Below are 17,122 nucleotides of genomic sequence, written 5' to 3' on the forward strand. Positions count from 1 at the left end.
TTCGCGGTAAGGTGCGCCCCGATCTGATCACCCCGCTCCCGGTCATCCTCCGGGAGAACGCGGTCCGTTTCACGGACAAGATCGCTTTCGAGGACGACCGGCACGCGGTCACCTACGGAGAGCTCGAAGCACGGACGCGGAGGCTGGCCGGTCACCTGGCCGGCCTCGGCGTCCGGCGCGGGGACCGGGTGGCACTCTGCCTCGGCAACTCCGTCGCCATGGTGGAGGGCTATCTCGCCGTCGTGCGGGCCGGCGGCATCGGCGTGCCGGTGAACCCGCGGGCCACGGCGGCCGAGACCGAGTACCTGCTGACCGACAGCGGCGCGGTCTTCGCGCTGACCGGCACCGGTCACGCAGAAACGTTCCTGCGATTGCTGCCGGCCCCGGCCGGTGCGTCCGGCGTGCTGGTGGCCGGCCCGGCCCCGGCCCCGGCGGGCACCCTCTCCTTCGACGAACTCGCCGTCACCGAACCCGTCACCGAGGCCCCCGACGACCTCGGACTGGACGAGGTGGCCTGGATGTTCTACACCTCGGGCACCACCGGCCGGCCCAAGGGCGTGCTGTCCACCCAGCGCAACTGCCTCTGGTCCGTGGCCTCCTGCTACGTGCCTGTGCCGGGCCTGTCCGAGCACGACCGGGTGCTGTGGCCGCTGCCGCTCTTCCACAGCCTCTCGCACATCGCCTGCGTGCTCTCCGTCCCGGTGGCCGGCGCCACCGCCCGGATCATGGACGGCAGTTCCGCGGACGACATCCTGACCGCGCTCCGCGAGGACCGCTCCACCTTCCTCGCCGGCGTCCCCACCACCTACCACCACCTGGTCACCACCGCCCGGCGGACCGGTCTGTCGCTGCCCGACCTGCGGATCGGGCTGGTCGGCGGCGCCGTCACCGGCTCCGAACTGCGCCGCTCCTTCGAGGAGGGCTTCGGGGTGCCGCTGGTCGACGCCTACGGGAGCACCGAGACCTGCGGCGCGATCACCATCAACCCGCCGGACGCCGCCCGCGTCGAGGGCTCCTGCGGCCTGCCCGTGCCGGGCGTCGGCGTGCGGATCGTCGACCCGCGCACCGGCCTCGACGTCGCGGCCGGCGAGGAGGGCGAGGTCTGGGTCAGCGGACCGAACGTCATGGTCGGCTACCACAACAGCCCGGAGGCCACCGCCGCGGCGGTGCGGGACGGCTGGTTCCACACCGGCGACCTGGCCCGGCGGGACGAGGACGGGTACTTCACCATCTGCGGCCGCCTCAAGGACCTGGTCATCCGCGGCGGCGAGAACATCCACCCCGACGAGGTCGAAGCCGTCCTGCGCACCGTCGAGGGCGTGGCCGACGCCGGGGTCGCCGGGGTGGTGCACGACACGCTCGGCGAGGTGCCCGTCGCCTGGGTGGTCCCCGGGCCGGCCGGCCTCGACACCGCCGCGCTGATCGACCGCTGCCGCGAGCGGCTCTCCGCGTACAAGCTGCCCGAGCGGGTCTACGAGGTCGCCGGGATTCCCCGGACGGCCTCCGGGAAGATCGTCCGGCGCCTGCTGGCCGAGCAGCCCGCCCGGCTGCGCTACGCCGCCGACGGACACCATGACGCCCTGCTGGCGCCGGCCTGGGTGCCGGCGCCGCCCGCACCCCCGGCGGCCGCCGGAACAGCCGCACCGGGCTGGGCGGTGGTCGGCCCGGCCGACGCGCTCGTCACCGGCCTGCGGGCCGCCGGTCTCGACGTCCGGCACCACCCCGGCCTCGCGGCCCTGGACGCCGCCGTGGCCGCCGGCGAGCCGGCTCCCGGCGTGACCCTGCTCGACCCGGTGGCCACCGCCGCCGAGGGCCGTGCCTCGGCCACCCGGCCGGTCCCGGCCGGGGCCCGGCTGGTCCTGCTCACCCGCGGCGCGGTGACCGCCACCGAGGGGGACGCCGCGCCCGACCCCGCGGGCGTCCCGCTCTGGGCCGTCGCGCGCTCCGTCCAGGCCGGCAGTGACCGTCCCGAGGCCGTGACCGTCCTCGATCTCGACGCCCGGCCCGGCGCCGAGGTGTCCGCCCCGGAGCTGCTGGCCGCGGTCGCCTCCGGTGAGCCCCAACTCGCCCTGCGGGCCGGGCAACCGCTGGTCCCACGACTGCTCCCGGTGCCGGTCGCCGACCGTCCGCTCGGCGCCGGCCCGGCCGGACTCGGCGCGACCGTGGTGGTCACCGGGGCCGACACCCCGGCCGGCGCCGCTCTGGTGCGCCACCTGACCACCGCGTACGGGGTGGAGCGGTTGCTGCTGGTCTACGCGCCGGATGCGGGCGAGCCGCTGGACGCCGACCTCCCCACCGGGCTGGACCTCGCCCGGGTGACCGCCGATGGCACGGACCGGGTCGTACTGCGGACGGCGCTGGCCGGCCTCGGCCACCCGGTCACCGCCGTCGTGCACGCCGCCGGGGACCAGGCCCTCGCCCGGGCCCTCGACGAGCTCACGGCCGACACCGGGCTCACCGCCTTCGTCGCCGTCACCGGCACCGCCGCCGTGCTCGGCTCCCCCGGGGCCCCGGACACCGCCGTCGCCGAGGCGCTGACGGAGGCACTGGCGCACAGCCGCCGGCTGCGCGGGCAGGCCGGCTCGGCCCTCGCCTGGAGCACCGGCTACCCGGTGGCCGACGCCACCGAGGAGGCCGGGGCCCGGCACCTGCGGGACGGGCTCGCCGCCTTCGACCTGCTGATCGAGACCGGCGCCCCGGCGCTGGTGGCGCTGCGGACCGGCCCGCTCGACCCGGACGGCCGGGTGCCGGCGGTCCTGCGCGCCCTCGCGGCCACGCCGCCGCCCGCCGCCCGGCCCGACGAGACCGTCACCGCCGACCTGCGCGCCCGCCTGTCGGGCCTGGACGAGCGGGCGCAGCTCGCCCTGCTCGAAGAGCTGGTCCGCACCCAGGCCGCCGCCGTGCTGAACCGGCCCGGCACCGGCGCCGTCCCGGCCGGGCAGGCCTTCCGCGACCTGGGCCTCACCTCGCTCGCCGTCGTCGAACTGCGCAACCGGCTGACCGGGAGCACCGGGCTGCGCCTGCCCGCCACCGTGAGCTTCGACCACCCGACGCCGGAGGCGCTGGCGGCCCACCTGCGGGCCCGCGTCCTCGGCCTGCGCGAGGCCCCGGAGCCGGTCGGCCGGGCGGTGCCCGCCGATCCGGACGAGCCGATCGCGATCGTCGGCATGGCGTGCCGCCTGCCGGGCGGTGTGACCGGCCCGGAGGAACTGTGGCGGCTGGTCCGCGAGGGCCGGGAGGCCCTGTCCGGCTTCCCGGAGGACCGTGGCTGGGACTTGGACGCCCTGTTCTCCGGCGATCCGGAGCAGGCCGGTACCTCCACCGCCGACCGCGGCGGGTTCCTGCGCGACGCCGGTCTGTTCGACGCCGGGTTCTTCGGCATCAGCCCGCGGGAGGCGCTGGCGATGGACCCGCAGCAGCGGTTGCTGCTGGAGGCGTCCTGGGAGGCGATGGAGCGGGCCGGTATCGACCCGGCCGGTCTGAAGGGCGCGGACGTCGGGGTGTTCTCCGGCGTCATGGGCCAGAGCTACGGCGCGGGCGGCGCGGCGCCGGCGGAGCTGGAGGGCTTCACCGCCACCGGTACGGCGTCGAGCGTGGCCTCGGGCCGGGTCTCCTACGTGTTCGGGTTCGAGGGCCCGGCGGTGACGGTGGACACGGCGTGCTCGTCGTCGCTGGTGGCGATGCACCTGGCCGCGCAGGCGCTGCGGCGCGGGGAGTGCTCGCTGGCGCTGGCCGGCGGCGCGACCGTGATGGCGACCCCGGACACTTTCGTGGAGTTCTCGCGGCAGCGGGCGCTGGCGACGGACGGCCGCTGCAAGTCCTACGCGGACGCGGCGGACGGCACCGGCTGGGCCGAGGGCGCGGGCGTCGTGGTGCTGGAGCGGCTCTCCGAGGCGCGGGCCAACGGGCACCACGTCCTGGCGGTGCTGCGCGGCAGCGCGGTGAACCAGGACGGCGCGTCGAACGGTCTGACCGCGCCCAACGGCCTCTCCCAGCAGCGGGTGATCCGCAAGGCGCTGGCCAACGCGGGCCTGTCCACCGCCGAGGTGGACGTCGTCGAGGGGCACGGCACCGGCACGGTGCTGGGTGACCCGATCGAGGCGCAGGCGCTGCTGGCCACCTACGGTCAGGACCGGCCCGCCGAGCGGCCGCTGCGGCTCGGCTCGCTGAAGTCGAACATCGGCCACACCCAGGCCGCCGCCGGGGTCGCCGGTGTGATCAAGATGGTGCAGGCGCTGCGGCACGGCGTCATGCCGCCCACCCTGCACGTGGACGCACCGTCCTCGCAGGTGGACTGGACGGCGGGCGCGGTCGAGCTGCTGACCGAGGCCCGGGACTGGCCGGAGACCGGCCGCCCCCGCCGGGCCGCCGTCTCCTCCTTCGGTGTCAGCGGCACCAACGCGCACCTGATCCTGGAGCAGGGCCCCGAGGAGGAGCCGGCCGAGGTCGAGGCCGGCCCCGCGGATGTGCTGCCGCTGGTGGTCTCGGCGAAGAGCGCGGCCTCGCTGGCGGGCCAGGCCGGGCGGCTGGCGCCGTTGGTGACGGCCGGTGACCGGGCGGCCCTGGCCGGTGCGCTGGCCACCCGGCGGGCGCTGCTGGACGAGCGTGCCGTGGTGGTGGCCGGCACCTCGGAGGAGGCGCTGGCAGGGCTGGCCGCGTTGGCGCGCGGGGAGTCGGCGCCGGGGTTGGTGACGGGCAGTGTGTCCGGTGCGGGCCGGACGGTGCTGGTGTTCCCGGGGCAGGGTTCGCAGTGGGTCGGGATGGGGCGTGAACTGCTGGACGCCTCGCCGGTGTTCGCGGAGCGCGTCGCGGAGTGCGCCCGGGCTCTGGACCCGTTCGTCGACTGGTCGCTGGCGGAGGTGCTGCGCGGTGAGGCCCCGGCCGAACTGCTCGACCGGGTGGACGTGCTCCAGCCGGCGAGCTTCGCGGTGATGGTCGGTCTGGCGGCGGTCTGGGCGTCGGTGGGTGTGGTGCCGGACGCGGTGGTCGGCCACTCGCAGGGGGAGATCGCGGCGGCCTGCGTGGCCGGTGTGCTGTCGTTGGGGGACGCGGCCCGGATCGTGGCGGTGCGCAGCCAGGTGATCGCGGGCAGCCTCGCCGGTCGCGGGGGGATGGCGTCGGTGGCGCTCTCCGAGAGCGAGGCTGTGGAGCGGCTGGTGCGCTGGGCGGACCGCGTCGAGGTCGCGGCCGTCAACGGCCCGGCCTCGGTGGTCATCGCGGGTGACGCCGAGGCGCTGGACGAGGCGTTGGAGGTGCTGGCGGCCGACAGCGTGCGGGTGCGCCGGGTGGCGGTGGACTACGCCTCCCACACCCGCTATGTCGAGGCGATCGAGGAGACCCTGGCGGGGGCCTTCGCGGACATCCGTAGCCAGGCGCCGCGGATTCCCTTCTACTCGACCGTCACGAGTGCTTGGGTCACCGAGGCCGGCGTGCTGGACGGCGGCTACTGGTACCGCAACCTGCGCGGCCAGGTCCGCTTCGGCCCCGCCGTCGCCGCCCTGCTCGAAGCGGGTCACACGGTGTTCGTGGAGTCGAGCGCGCACCCGGTGCTGGTCCAGCCGGTCAGCGAGATCGTGGACGAAGCCGGGGTCGAGGCCCTGGTCACCGGGACGCTGCGGCGGGACGAGGGCGGCCTGCGCCGCCTGTTCGCCTCGATGGCCGAACTCTTCGTCCGCGGCGTGGCCGTGGACTGGACGGGCGTGCTGCCCACCGGCACCGCCCGCGTCGAGCTGCCGACCTACGCCTTCGACCACCGGCACTACTGGCTGCGGACCACCCGGGCCACCGACGCGGCCTCGCTCGGCCAGGCCACCGCCGACCACCCGCTGATCGGCGCGATCGTCGGTGTGCCCGGCTCGGGCGGCTTCATGACCACCGCGCGGTGGTCGCTCGGTGCGCACCCGTGGCTCTCCGAGCACGTGGTCGGTGACACCGTCCCGGTACCCAGCGCGGCGCTGGTCGAGCTGGCCGTCCGGTTCGGCGACGAGGTCGGCACCCCGACCGTCGCGGAACTGACCGTCGACCGGCCGGTGGTGCTCCCGCTGCGCGGGGGGCGCGCCGTCCAGATGACCGTCGGAGCGGCCGACGACACCGGGCGGCGCGCTGTCGGGGTGTACTCCCGCGCGGACGACGCGCCGCTGGACGCGGAGTGGACGCGCCACGCCCACGGCACCCTGGCACCCGCCCCGGCGGACACCCGGACCGCCCGGCCCGCCGACGGCCCGGTGGCCGAGGTCTCGCTGGACGACGCGGCCGGCCCCGCCGACCGTTTCGGCCTGCACCCGGCGCTGCTGGACGCCGCCGTGCGCACCGCCCTCCCGGAGGGCGCGTTCGCCGCCGAGTGGCGCGGGGTGACCCTGCTGGCCTCGGGCGCCACCGAGCTGCTGGTCCGCACCTCCGGGACGACGGACGAGGGGGCCCGGCTGGAGCTGAGCGACCCGACCGGTGCGCCGGTGCTGATCGCCGATGCCGTCCTCGCCCGGCCCTACGCGCCGGAACAGAACGGTTTCGCAGGGGAGTTGACGCAGGACGCGCTGTTCCGGCTGGAGTGGTCCGAACTGCCGCTGCCCGCCGTGGCAGAGGCCGCCCCCGGTACCGCGACGATCGCGACCGCCGGGGACGTCGAGACCCTCGCCGCGTCCGACGGTCCGGCCCCGGAGGTGCTGCGGTACGCCGTGGAGCACCCGGGGGGTGACCCCCGGGCCGCCGTGGCCGCCGCGCTGGCCGTCCTCCAGGCCTGGCTGTCCGCCCCCGCGCTGGCGCAGTCCCGGCTGGTCGTCTCGGTCGGCGGGGACGTGACCGACCTCGCGACCGCCGCCGTGTCCGGTCTGCTGCGCTCGGCGCAGTCCGAGCACCCGGACCGCATCGTGATCGCCGAACTCGACGACTCCGCCGCCGTGTTGCTGCCGGCCGTGCTGGCCAGTGGCGAACCGCGGGTGCGGGTCCGGGCGGGTCTGGCCGAGGTGCCCCGGCTGGTCCGGGCCACCGTCCCGGAGCGCACCACGGGGACGCCCGGAGCCGGGACCGCCGAAGCCGGGACGCCCGGAGCCGAGGCGCCCGGAGCCGGGACCGCCGCGGGCCTCGACCCCGCCGGGACCGTCCTGGTCACCGGCGGGACCGGGACGCTCGGCGCCCTGGTCGCCCGGCACCTGGTCACCGCGCACGCCGCCCGCCACCTGCTGCTGGTCAGCCGCCGCGGCCCCGCCGCCGAGGGCGCGCAGGCGCTGCGCGAGGAACTCGCCGCGCTGGGCGCCACCGTCACCGTCGCCGCCTGCGACACCGCCGACCGCGCCCAGCTCGCCGCGCTCCTCGCGGCGGTACCGGCCGAGCACCCGCTGACCGCCGTCGTGCACACCGCCGGCGTCCTGGACGACGGCGTGGTCACCGCGCTGACCCCGGACCGGGTCGACACCGTGCTGCGGCCCAAGCTGGACGCCGCGCTCCACCTGCACGAGCTCACCCGGGGCCTGGACCTCGCCGCCTTCGTGCTGTTCTCCTCGGCCGCCGGCGTCCTGGGCAACCCCGGCCAGGGCAACTACGCGGCGGCCAACGCCTGCCTGGACGCCCTGGCCGAGCTGCGCCGCGGGCTCGGCCTGCCCGGCGTCTCGCTCGCCTGGGGCTACTGGAGCCAGGCCAGCGGCATGACCCGCCACCTCGGCACCGCCGACCTCCGGCGCACCAGGCGGCTGGGCATGGCCGGGCTGTCCGACGCCGAGGGGATGGCCCTGCTGGACGCCGCCCTGCGCGCCGGCGCCGGGACGCCCGCCGCCCTGGTGGCCGCCAGGTTCGACCTGCCCGCCCTGCGCGCGGCCGCCCGCAGCGGCCCCGTGGCACCGCTGCTGCGCGGCCTGGCACCGGCCGGACGGCGGACCGTCCGCGCCGCCGCCGGCCCCGACACCGGCTCCCTGCGGGACCGGCTCGCCCGGCTGGGCGAGGCCGAGCGGACCGAGCAGCTGGTGGCCCTGGTGCGCCGGCACGCCGCCGAGGTGCTCGGCCACGCCGCCCCCGACGCCGTCCGGGCCGACCGGGCCTTCAAGGAGGCCGGCTTCGACTCGCTGACCGCCGTGGAGCTGCGGAACCGGCTGGCCTCCGCGAGCGGACTCACGCTCTCCTCGACCATCGTCTTCGACTACCCGAAGCCGGTCGCCCTCGCCGAGCACCTGCGCGTCAGGCTGTTCGGCAGCACCGCCCCGGACGGCGCCGGGACGGGCCGAGCGAGCGCCGCGGCCGTCGACCCCGACGAGCCGATCGCGATCGTGGCGATGTCCTGCCGCCTCCCGGGCGGGGTGCACAGCCCCGAGGACCTCTGGCGGCTGGTGGCCGACGGGGTCGACGCCGTCACCGAGTTCCCCGAGGACCGCGGCTGGGACATCGAGCGGCACTACGACGCCGACCCGGACAGCGCGGGCAAGACCTACGTCCGCCACGCCGCCTTCCTCGACGACGCCACCGGGTTCGACGCCGGCTTCTTCGGCATCTCGCCGAACGAGGCGCTGGCGATGGACCCGCAGCAGCGGCTGCTGCTGGAGACCTCCTGGGAGGCCTTCGAACGCGCCGCGATCGACCCCACCGGCCTGGGCGGCCAGGACATCGGCGTCTTCGTCGGCGTCAACAGCCACGACTACACCGTGCGGATGCACCAGGCGGCCGGCGTCGAGGGCTTCCGGCTCACCGGCGGCTCCGGCAGCGTCCTGTCGGGCCGCGTCGCCTACCAGTTCGGCTTCGAGGGCCCGGCCGTCACGGTCGACACCGCCTGCTCCTCCTCACTGGTCGCCCTGCACCTCGCGGCCCAGGCGCTGCGCCGGGGCGAGTGCTCGATGGCGCTGGCCGGCGGCGTGATGGTGATGGGCAACCTGGAGACCTTCGTGGAGTTCTCCCGGCAGCGCGGGCTGGCCCCGGACGGCCGCTGCAAGGCCTTCGCGGACGGCGCGGACGGCACCGGCTGGGCCGAGGGCGTCGGCGTGCTGCTCGTCGAGCGGCTCTCCGAGGCGCGCCGGCGCGGCCACCAGGTCCTGGCGGTGATCAGCGGCAGCGCGGTCAACCAGGACGGCGCGTCCAACGGTCTGACCGCGCCGAACGGGCTCTCCCAGCAGCGGGTGATCCGCACGGCGCTGGCGAACGCGGGCCTCTCGCCGGCCGAGGTGGACGCGGTCGAGGCGCACGGCACCGGCACCGTCCTCGGCGACCCGATCGAGGCGCAGGCGCTGCTGGCCACGTACGGGCAGGACCGAGTGGACGGGCAGGAGCCGCTCTGGCTCGGCTCGGTCAAGTCGAACATCGGCCACACCCAGGCCGCGGCCGGGGTGGCCGGGGTGATCAAGATGGTGATGGCCATCCGGCACGGCGTCCTGCCCCGGACGCTGCACGTGGACCGGCCCTCGACCCATGTGGACTGGTCGGTGGGCGCGGTCGAGCTGCTGACCGAGGCCCGGGACTGGCCGGAGACCGGCCGCCCGCGCCGCGCGGGGGTGTCCTCCTTCGGCATCGGCGGGACCAACGCGCACGTCCTGGTGCAGCAGGCGCCGGCCGACGCCGCCGCCGTGCCGGAGCCCGCGCCGCCGCAGGACCCGACCGACGCCGCCCAGGCGCCGCCCGTGCTCGTCCCGGTGCCGGTCTCGGCCAGGTCGGCGGCCGCGCTGCGCGGCCAGGCGGGGCGGCTCGCCCGCTTCGTCGACGACCGGTCCGACGTCCCGCCGGCCGGGACGGCCCACGCGCTCGCCACCGCCCGGGCCGGGCTCGACCACCGCGCGGTGCTGCTGGCGGGTGACCGCCGGCAGCTGGCCGACGCCCTGCGCGCCCTCGAAGCGGGCACGCCCGACGCCACGACCGTGGTCGGCAACGCCGCCGCCGCCGACGGCAGGCTGGCCTTCCTCTTCACCGGGCAGGGCAGCCAGTGGGCCGGGATGGGCCGCCGCCTCGCCGAGGCCTTCCCGGTCTTCCGGGACGCCTTCGCCGCCGCCTGCGCCGCCGTCGAGCGGCACCTGGACGGCGCGTCGACGCGCCCGCTGCACGAGATCGTCTTCGCCGACCCCGGTACGGCGGAGGCCGCGCTGCTCGACGAGACCCTGTACACCCAGGCCGGTCTCTTCGCCCTGGAGACGGCGCTGTTCCGGCTCTTCACCTCCTGGGGCGTACGGCCCGACCTGCTGGCCGGGCACTCGATCGGCGAGCTCGCCGCCGCCCACGCCGCCGGCATCCTCGACCTCGCCTCGGCGGGCGAACTGGTCGCCGCCCGAGGGCGGTTGATGCAGGCACTGCCGGCCGGCGGCGCGATGGTCGCGGTGCGGGCGACCGAGGCCGACGTCGCGCCGCTGCTGGCCGGCGCGGCGGGCGTGGTCGGTGTCGCGGCGGTCAACGGCCCCGACTCGCTGGTGCTCTCCGGCGCCGAGGACGCGGTGCTCGCCGTCGCGGCCGAGCTGGCCCGGACCGGTCACAAGACCCGGCGGCTCACCGTCAGCCACGCCTTCCACTCGGCCCTGATGGAGCCGATGCTGGCGGAGTTCGAGGCGGTCGCGGCCAAGCTGAGGTACCGGCCGGGCAGCATCCCCGTGGTCTCCACCGTCACCGGCCGGCTCGCCGAGGAGGGGCACTTCGGGACGGCGGCGTACTGGGTCGACCAGGTGCGCGACGCCGTCCGGTTCGGCGACGCGGTCACCGCGCTGCGCGATCAGGGCGCCGCGACCTACCTCGAACTCGGCCCGGGCGGGGTGCTGACCGCGATGGCGCTCGGCACGCTCGGCGAGCGGCAGGCCGGCGGCTGCGTCGCCACCCTGCGCGGCGACACCCCCGACGACACCGCCGTCCTCACCGCGCTCGCCGAACTGCACGTGCGCGGCGTGGACGTGGACTGGCCCGCCGTCCTCGGCCGGCCGGTCACGGCGGTCGGCGCCGAACTGCCCACCTACGCCTTCCAGCACGAGCGGTACTGGGTCGAGAGCGGCGCCGCCGCGGACGCCGAGGCACTCGGTGCCCGCAGCACCGGGCACCCGCTGCTCGGCACCGTCGTCGACGTCCCCGGCGAGGACGGCGGCACCGGCGTCGTGCTCACCGGGCGGCTGACCCGGCGCAGCCGGGGCCTGCTGGTCGACCCGGCCGGCGCCGTTGACACCGCCGTCCCGGCGGCCGTGCTGCTGGACCTGCTCGTCCTGGCCGGCAGCGAGGCCGCCAGCGGCGCCGTCCGGCAGCTCACCGTGGCGACGCCGCTGGTCCTGCCCGGCCACGGGGACCTCCAGCTGCGGGTCTCGGTGGAGGCCCCGGGCACGGACGGCCTGCGCCGCGCCGGGGTGCACTCCCGGCCGGCCGGCCCGGAGCAGGGCCCCTGGGTCTGCCATGCCCGCGCCCTGCTGGCCCCCGGGCTGCCGCGGCCCGGCTTCGACCTGCGGGACTGGCCGTCCGCCGAGGACGCGGCGGACACCGGCGAGGCGGCGGACACCGCCGAGGCCGCGGACACCGCGTCCCCCGCCGCGAAGGTGGCCGGCGTCCGCAGGCTCTGGCAGCGCGACGGGGGGCTCCTCGTCGACATCGAGCTGCCCGCCGAACTCCTGGCCGAGGCCGAGGCGTTCACGCTCCACCCGGCACTCGTCGACACCGCGCTGAAGGTCCTCGCCGCGCACACCGGAGGCGACGCCGACGGGCGCGACCGCGAGCCGGCCGCCTGCGCCGAACTCGCCGTGTACGCGGAGGGCGCCGCCACCCTGCGGCTGCGGATCACCCCGGCCGAGGGCGGCCGCCACCTGCTGGAGCTGGCCGACGCGGAGGGCGAACCGGTCGCCACCATCGGGCCGTTGACGCCGGCGGGCACCGACGGGGCCACCCGTGCCGACGCGGTTCCCGCGGCGGTTCCGGCGGCCCCGGCGGACGCCCCGCTGGCCCGGCGCGTGGTGCGGCGCGGTGCGGCGGCCGGTGGTTCGACGGCCGCCCGCCTCGCCGACCTCGCCCCGGCGGAACAGCACCGCCGGCTGATGGCGCTGGTGCAGGAGAGCGCCGCCGCCGTCCTGGGCCACCAGGGCGCCGACTCCTTCGACGCCGGCCAGCCGTTCCGCGAGCTCGGCTTCGACTCGCTCAGCGCCGTCAAACTCCGCAACCGGCTGCAGGACTTCACCGGCCTGTCCCTGCCGACCAGCCTGGTCTTCGACTACCCGACCCCGGCCGCACTGGCGGACCACCTGCGCGGCGAACTGCTCGGCGAGCGGCCGGCGGACGGGCAGGCGGCCACGGCGGCCGCCACCGACCCGGACGAGCCGATCGCCATCATCGCCATGAGCACCCGGCTGCCGGGCGGCGTGAACACCCCCGAGGAGCTCTGGACCATGGTCGCGGAGGGGCGGGACGGGCTCTCCGCCTTCCCCACCGACCGGGACTGGGACGTCGACAAGCTGTACCACCCGGACCCGGCTCACCCGGGCACCAGCTACACCCGGGTCGGCGGATTCCTGCACGACGCGGCCCAGTTCGACGCCGGGCTGTTCGGCATCTCGCCGCGTGAGGCACTCGCCATGGACCCGCAGCAGCGGCTGCTGCTGGAGACCTCCTGGGAGGCGCTGGAGCGGGCCGGGATCGACCCGCTCTCCACCCGGGGCCGCGACATCGGCGTCTTCACCGGCATCGTCCACCACGACTACGTGACCCGGCTGCGGCAGGTGCCCGACGACGTGCAGGGCTACGTGATGACCGGGACGTCCTCCAGCGTCGCCTCGGGCCGGGTGTCCTACGTGTTCGGCTTCGAGGGCCCGGCGGTCACCGTGGACACGGCCTGCTCGTCGTCGCTGGTGGCGATGCACCTGGCCGCGCAGGCGCTGCGGCGCGGCGAGTGCTCGATGGCGCTGGCCGGCGGGGCGACCGTGATGTCCAGCCCGGACGCCTTCCTGGAGTTCTCGCGGCAGCGCGGCCTCTCCGCCGACGGGCGCTGCAAGGCCTACTCGGCGACGGCCGACGGCACCGGCTGGGCCGAGGGTGTGGGCGTCGTGGTGCTGGAGCGGCTCTCCGAGGCGCGGCGCAACGGGCACCGGATCCTGGCGGTGCTGCGTGGCAGCGCGGTGAACCAGGACGGCGCGTCGAACGGCCTGACCGCGCCCAACGGCCCCTCGCAGCAGCGGGTGATCCGCCGGGCGCTGGCGAACGCGGGCCTGAGCGCCGCCGAGGTGGACGTGGTCGAGGGCCACGGCACCGGCACCTCGCTGGGCGACCCGATCGAGGTCCAGGCCCTGCTGGCCACCTACGGCCAGGACCGGCCCGCCGACCGGCCGCTGCGGCTCGGCTCGCTGAAGTCCAACATCGGCCACACCCAGGCGGCGGCGGGTGTCTCCGGCGTGATCAAGATGGTGGAGGCGATGCGGCACGGCGTGATGCCCGCGACCCTGCACGTCACCGAGCCGACCCCGCAGGTGGACTGGGCGGCGGGCGCCGTCGAGCTGCTCACCGAGGCGCGGGAGTGGCCGCGCGACGGCCGGCCGCGCCGCGCGGCGGTCTCGTCGTTCGGTGCGAGCGGGACCAACGCGCACGTGATCCTGGAGGAGGGCCCCGAGCCGGTCCCGGCGGGGCCGGCCGACGGGCCCGCGCCGGACGCGGTGGTGCCGCTGGTGGTGTCGGCGCGGAGCGCCGCCTCGCTGGCGGGCCAGGCCGGCCGGCTGGTGGCCTTCGTGGAGTCGGCGCAGGCCGCGCCGCTCACCGGAGTCGCCGGGGCACTGATCGCGCGGCGGGCGGTGCTCGCCGAGCGCGCGGTGGTGGTGGCCGGTTCGCGGTCCGAGGCGCTGGCCGGGCTGGCCGCGCTGGCCCGGGGCGAGCGCAGCCCCGCCGTGGTGACCGGGACCGCCGCGTCCTCCGGCGGACCGGGCCGCACCGTGCTGGTCTTCCCGGGACAGGGTTCGCAGTGGGTCGGGATGGGGCGTGAACTGCTGGACGCCTCCCCGGTGTTCGCCGAGCGGGTGGCGGCGTGCGCCCGGGCGCTGGACCCGTTCGTCGACTGGTCGCTGGTGGACGTGCTGCGCGGGGACGCGCCGGCCGAGCTGCTGGACCGGGTGGACGTGCTCCAGCCGGCGAGCTTCGCCGTGATGGTCGGCCTGGCCGCCGTCTGGGCCTCGGTCGGCGTGCTGCCGGACGCCGTGCTGGGCCACTCGCAGGGCGAGATCGCGGCGGCCTGCGTGGCCGGTGCGCTCTCCCTGGAGGACGCCGCGCGGATCGTCGCGGTGCGCAGCCAGGTGATCGCCGGCAGCCTCGCCGGGCGCGGCGGGATGGCCTCGGCGGCCCTCTCCGAGGCCGACGCGCTGGTCCGGCTGGCGCCGTGGGCGGACCGGGTGGAGGTCGCCGCGGTCAACAGTCCGACGTCCGTGGTGGTGGCCGGTGACGCCGAGGCGCTGGACGAGGCGCTGGAGGTCCTGGCGGCCGACGGGGTCCGGGTGCGCCGGGTCGCGGTGGACTACGCCTCCCACACCCGCCACGTCGAGGCGATCGAGGACACCCTGGCGAAGGCCTTCGCGGACATCCGCAGCCAGGCCCCGCTGGTCCCGTTCTTCTCCACCGTCACGGGCGAGTGGATCGACGAGGCCGGCGTACTGGACGGCGGCTACTGGTACCGCAACCTGCGCGGCCAGGTCCGCTTCGGCCCCGCCGTCGCCGCCCTGCTCGGCCAGGGCCACACCGTCTTCGTCGAGGCCAGCGCGCACCCCGTACTGGTCCAGCCGGTCAACGAGATCTTCGACACCGCCGAGGACGACAGCGTCCGGCTGCGCGCCGTCGTCGGCGGCACGCTCCGCCGCGAGGAGGGCGGGCCGCGCCGGCTGCTGGCCTCGATGGCCGAACTCTTCGTCCGGGGCGTCGCCGTGGACTGGACCGGCATCCTGCCCGCCGGGGCCGACGCCCCGCTGGCGGAGCTGCCGACCTACGCCTTCGACCGCCGGCACTTCTGGCTCCAGGAGGGCGGGACGCCCGACGACGACGCCGCCTCGGCGGCCGAGGGCGCGGACGCCGACTTCTGGGCGGCCGTGGAGCAGACCGACCCCGACTCGCTCGCCCGGCTGCTCGACCTGGCCGCGGCCGACCAGCGCGAGGCGCTGCGCACGCTGACCCCCGTCCTGGCCGACTGGCGGGGCCGGCGGCGGCGCCGGTCCAGCGCCGAGAAGCTGCGCTACAACGTCACCTGGCGGCCGCTCGAACGCGAGGCCGTCGGTGTGCCGGGCGGGCGGTGGCTGGTGGTCGTCCCGTCCGGGCGACCGGCGGACGCACCCGTCGACGGCCTGCCGGCCGCGCTGGCCGCGCAGGGGCTCGACCTCGTCACCCTGGAGGTCGCGGCCGAGGAGACCACCCGTGCCCGCCTCACCGAACGGCTGACCGCCGTGCTGGCCGAGCAGGACGTGACCGGCGTGCTCTCGCTGCTCGCGCTCGACCCGGGGACCACCGGGCCGGACGTGAGCGCCACGGTGGCCACCCTCGCGCTGATCCAGGCGCTCGGCGACGCCGCGCCCGGCCGCCCGCTCTGGTGCCTCACCCGGGGCGCCGTGAACATCGGGATCCAGGACACCCTCACCGCACCGGCGCAGGCCGCGCTGTGGGGCCTGGGCCGGGCCGCCGCGCTGGAGTTCCCCGACCGCTGGGGCGGTCTGATCGACCTGCCCGCCGCGCACGACGCCCGGACGGCGCAGTACCTGCTCGGCGCGCTGAACGGCGCCGCCGGCGACGACCAGCTCGCCGTCCGCCGCTCCGGTGTCTACAGCCGCCGGCTGGTCCGCAAGGCCGCGCCGGAGCCCACCACGGGCGGCTGGCAGCCGAGCGGCACCGTGCTGGTGACCGGCGGCGCCGAGGGGCTCGGCCGCAACGCCTCGCTCTGGCTGGCGGAGTCCGGCGCGAGCCGGCTGATCGTCACCACCGGCCCCCGGACGGCCGAGGAGGACCTGGCCGGGCTGCGGGCGGAACTCGCCGCACTGGGCACCGGCACCACCGTGGTGGCCTGCGCCGACGCCGACCGGGACGCACTCGCCCGGCTGGTCGCCGAGGCGCCCGCGGACCAGCCGCTCACCGCCGTGCTGCACGCGGCCGACATGGCCTGGACCGGCTCCGTCACCGACACCGGCGCGGCGGACCTCGCCGAGGTCTTCGCCGCCAAGGTGGACACCGCCTTCTGGCTCGACGAGCTGTTCGCCGACACCCCGCTCGACGCGTTCGTCGTCTTCTCCTCGATCGCCAGCGTCTGGGGCGGCGGCGGGCAGGGCGTCTCCGGCGCGGCCAACACCGTGCTGGACGCGCTGGTCGAGTGGCGTCGCGGACGCGGCCTGCGGGCGACCTCGATCGCCTGGGGCGCCCTCGACCAGGTCGGCGCCGGGATGGACGAGGCGACCCTCGCCCAGCTGCGCCGCCGGGGTGTCCTGCCGATGGCTCCGCAGGTCGCGATGACCGCCTTCGAACAGGCGGTGCGGGCGCACGAGAAGTTCGTTACGGTGGCCGACATGGACTGGGACGCCTTCATCCCGGCGTTCACCTCCGTCCGGGCCAGCCCGCTCTTCGCCGACCTCCCCGAGGCCGACGCCGCGCTGCGGGCCTCCCAGCCGGACAGCGGGAACAGCGACACCACCTCCTCGCTGGTGGACTCGCTGCGGGCCGTCCCGGAGGCGGAGCAGGGCCGGATCCTGCTGAAGCTGGTCTGCGGCCACGCCGCGACCGTCCTCGGCCACAGCGGCGCCGAGAGCATCGGCCCGCTGCAGGCCTTCCAGGAGGTCGGCTTCGACTCGCTGGCCGCCGTCAACCTGCGCAACAGCCTGCACGTCGCCACCGGCCTGCGGCTGCCCGCGACCCTGATCTTCGACTACCCCACCCCGGACGCCCTCGTCGGCTACCTGCGCGCCGAACTCCTGCGGGACACCGGCGACGACCTCGACGGGCGGGAGGACGACCTGCGGCGCGCGCTCGCGGACGTCCCGTTCGCCCGCTTCAAGGAGGCCGGCCTCCTGGACACCCTGCTCGCCCTCGTCGAGACCGAGGACGCCCCCGCACCCGACGCGGCGGCCGAACCGGCCGAGGACGACGCCGACCTGATCGATGCCATGGACGTCGCCGACCTGGTGCAGCGCGCCCTCGGCCGGAACTGACCCGGACGCCCGGCGACCACCGGTTCCACCCCGAACCGCTCCGAACC

General features: G+C 76.8%; 1 protein-coding gene. It reads left to right on the forward strand.

The window, feature by feature from the left end; all coding sequences use genetic code 11:
• Positions 1 to 11 precede the first annotated feature (11 nt).
• A complete protein-coding gene (locus ABZ497_RS32865) occupies positions 12 to 17,075 on the forward strand; it encodes a type I polyketide synthase (protein ID WP_359810788.1) in 17,064 nt (5,687 codons plus the stop codon).
• Positions 17,076 to 17,122 lie beyond the last annotated feature (47 nt).

The sequence above is a fragment of the Kitasatospora sp. NPDC005751 genome (assembly GCF_040630835.1).
GTDB lineage: Bacteria > Actinomycetota > Actinomycetes > Streptomycetales > Streptomycetaceae > Kitasatospora.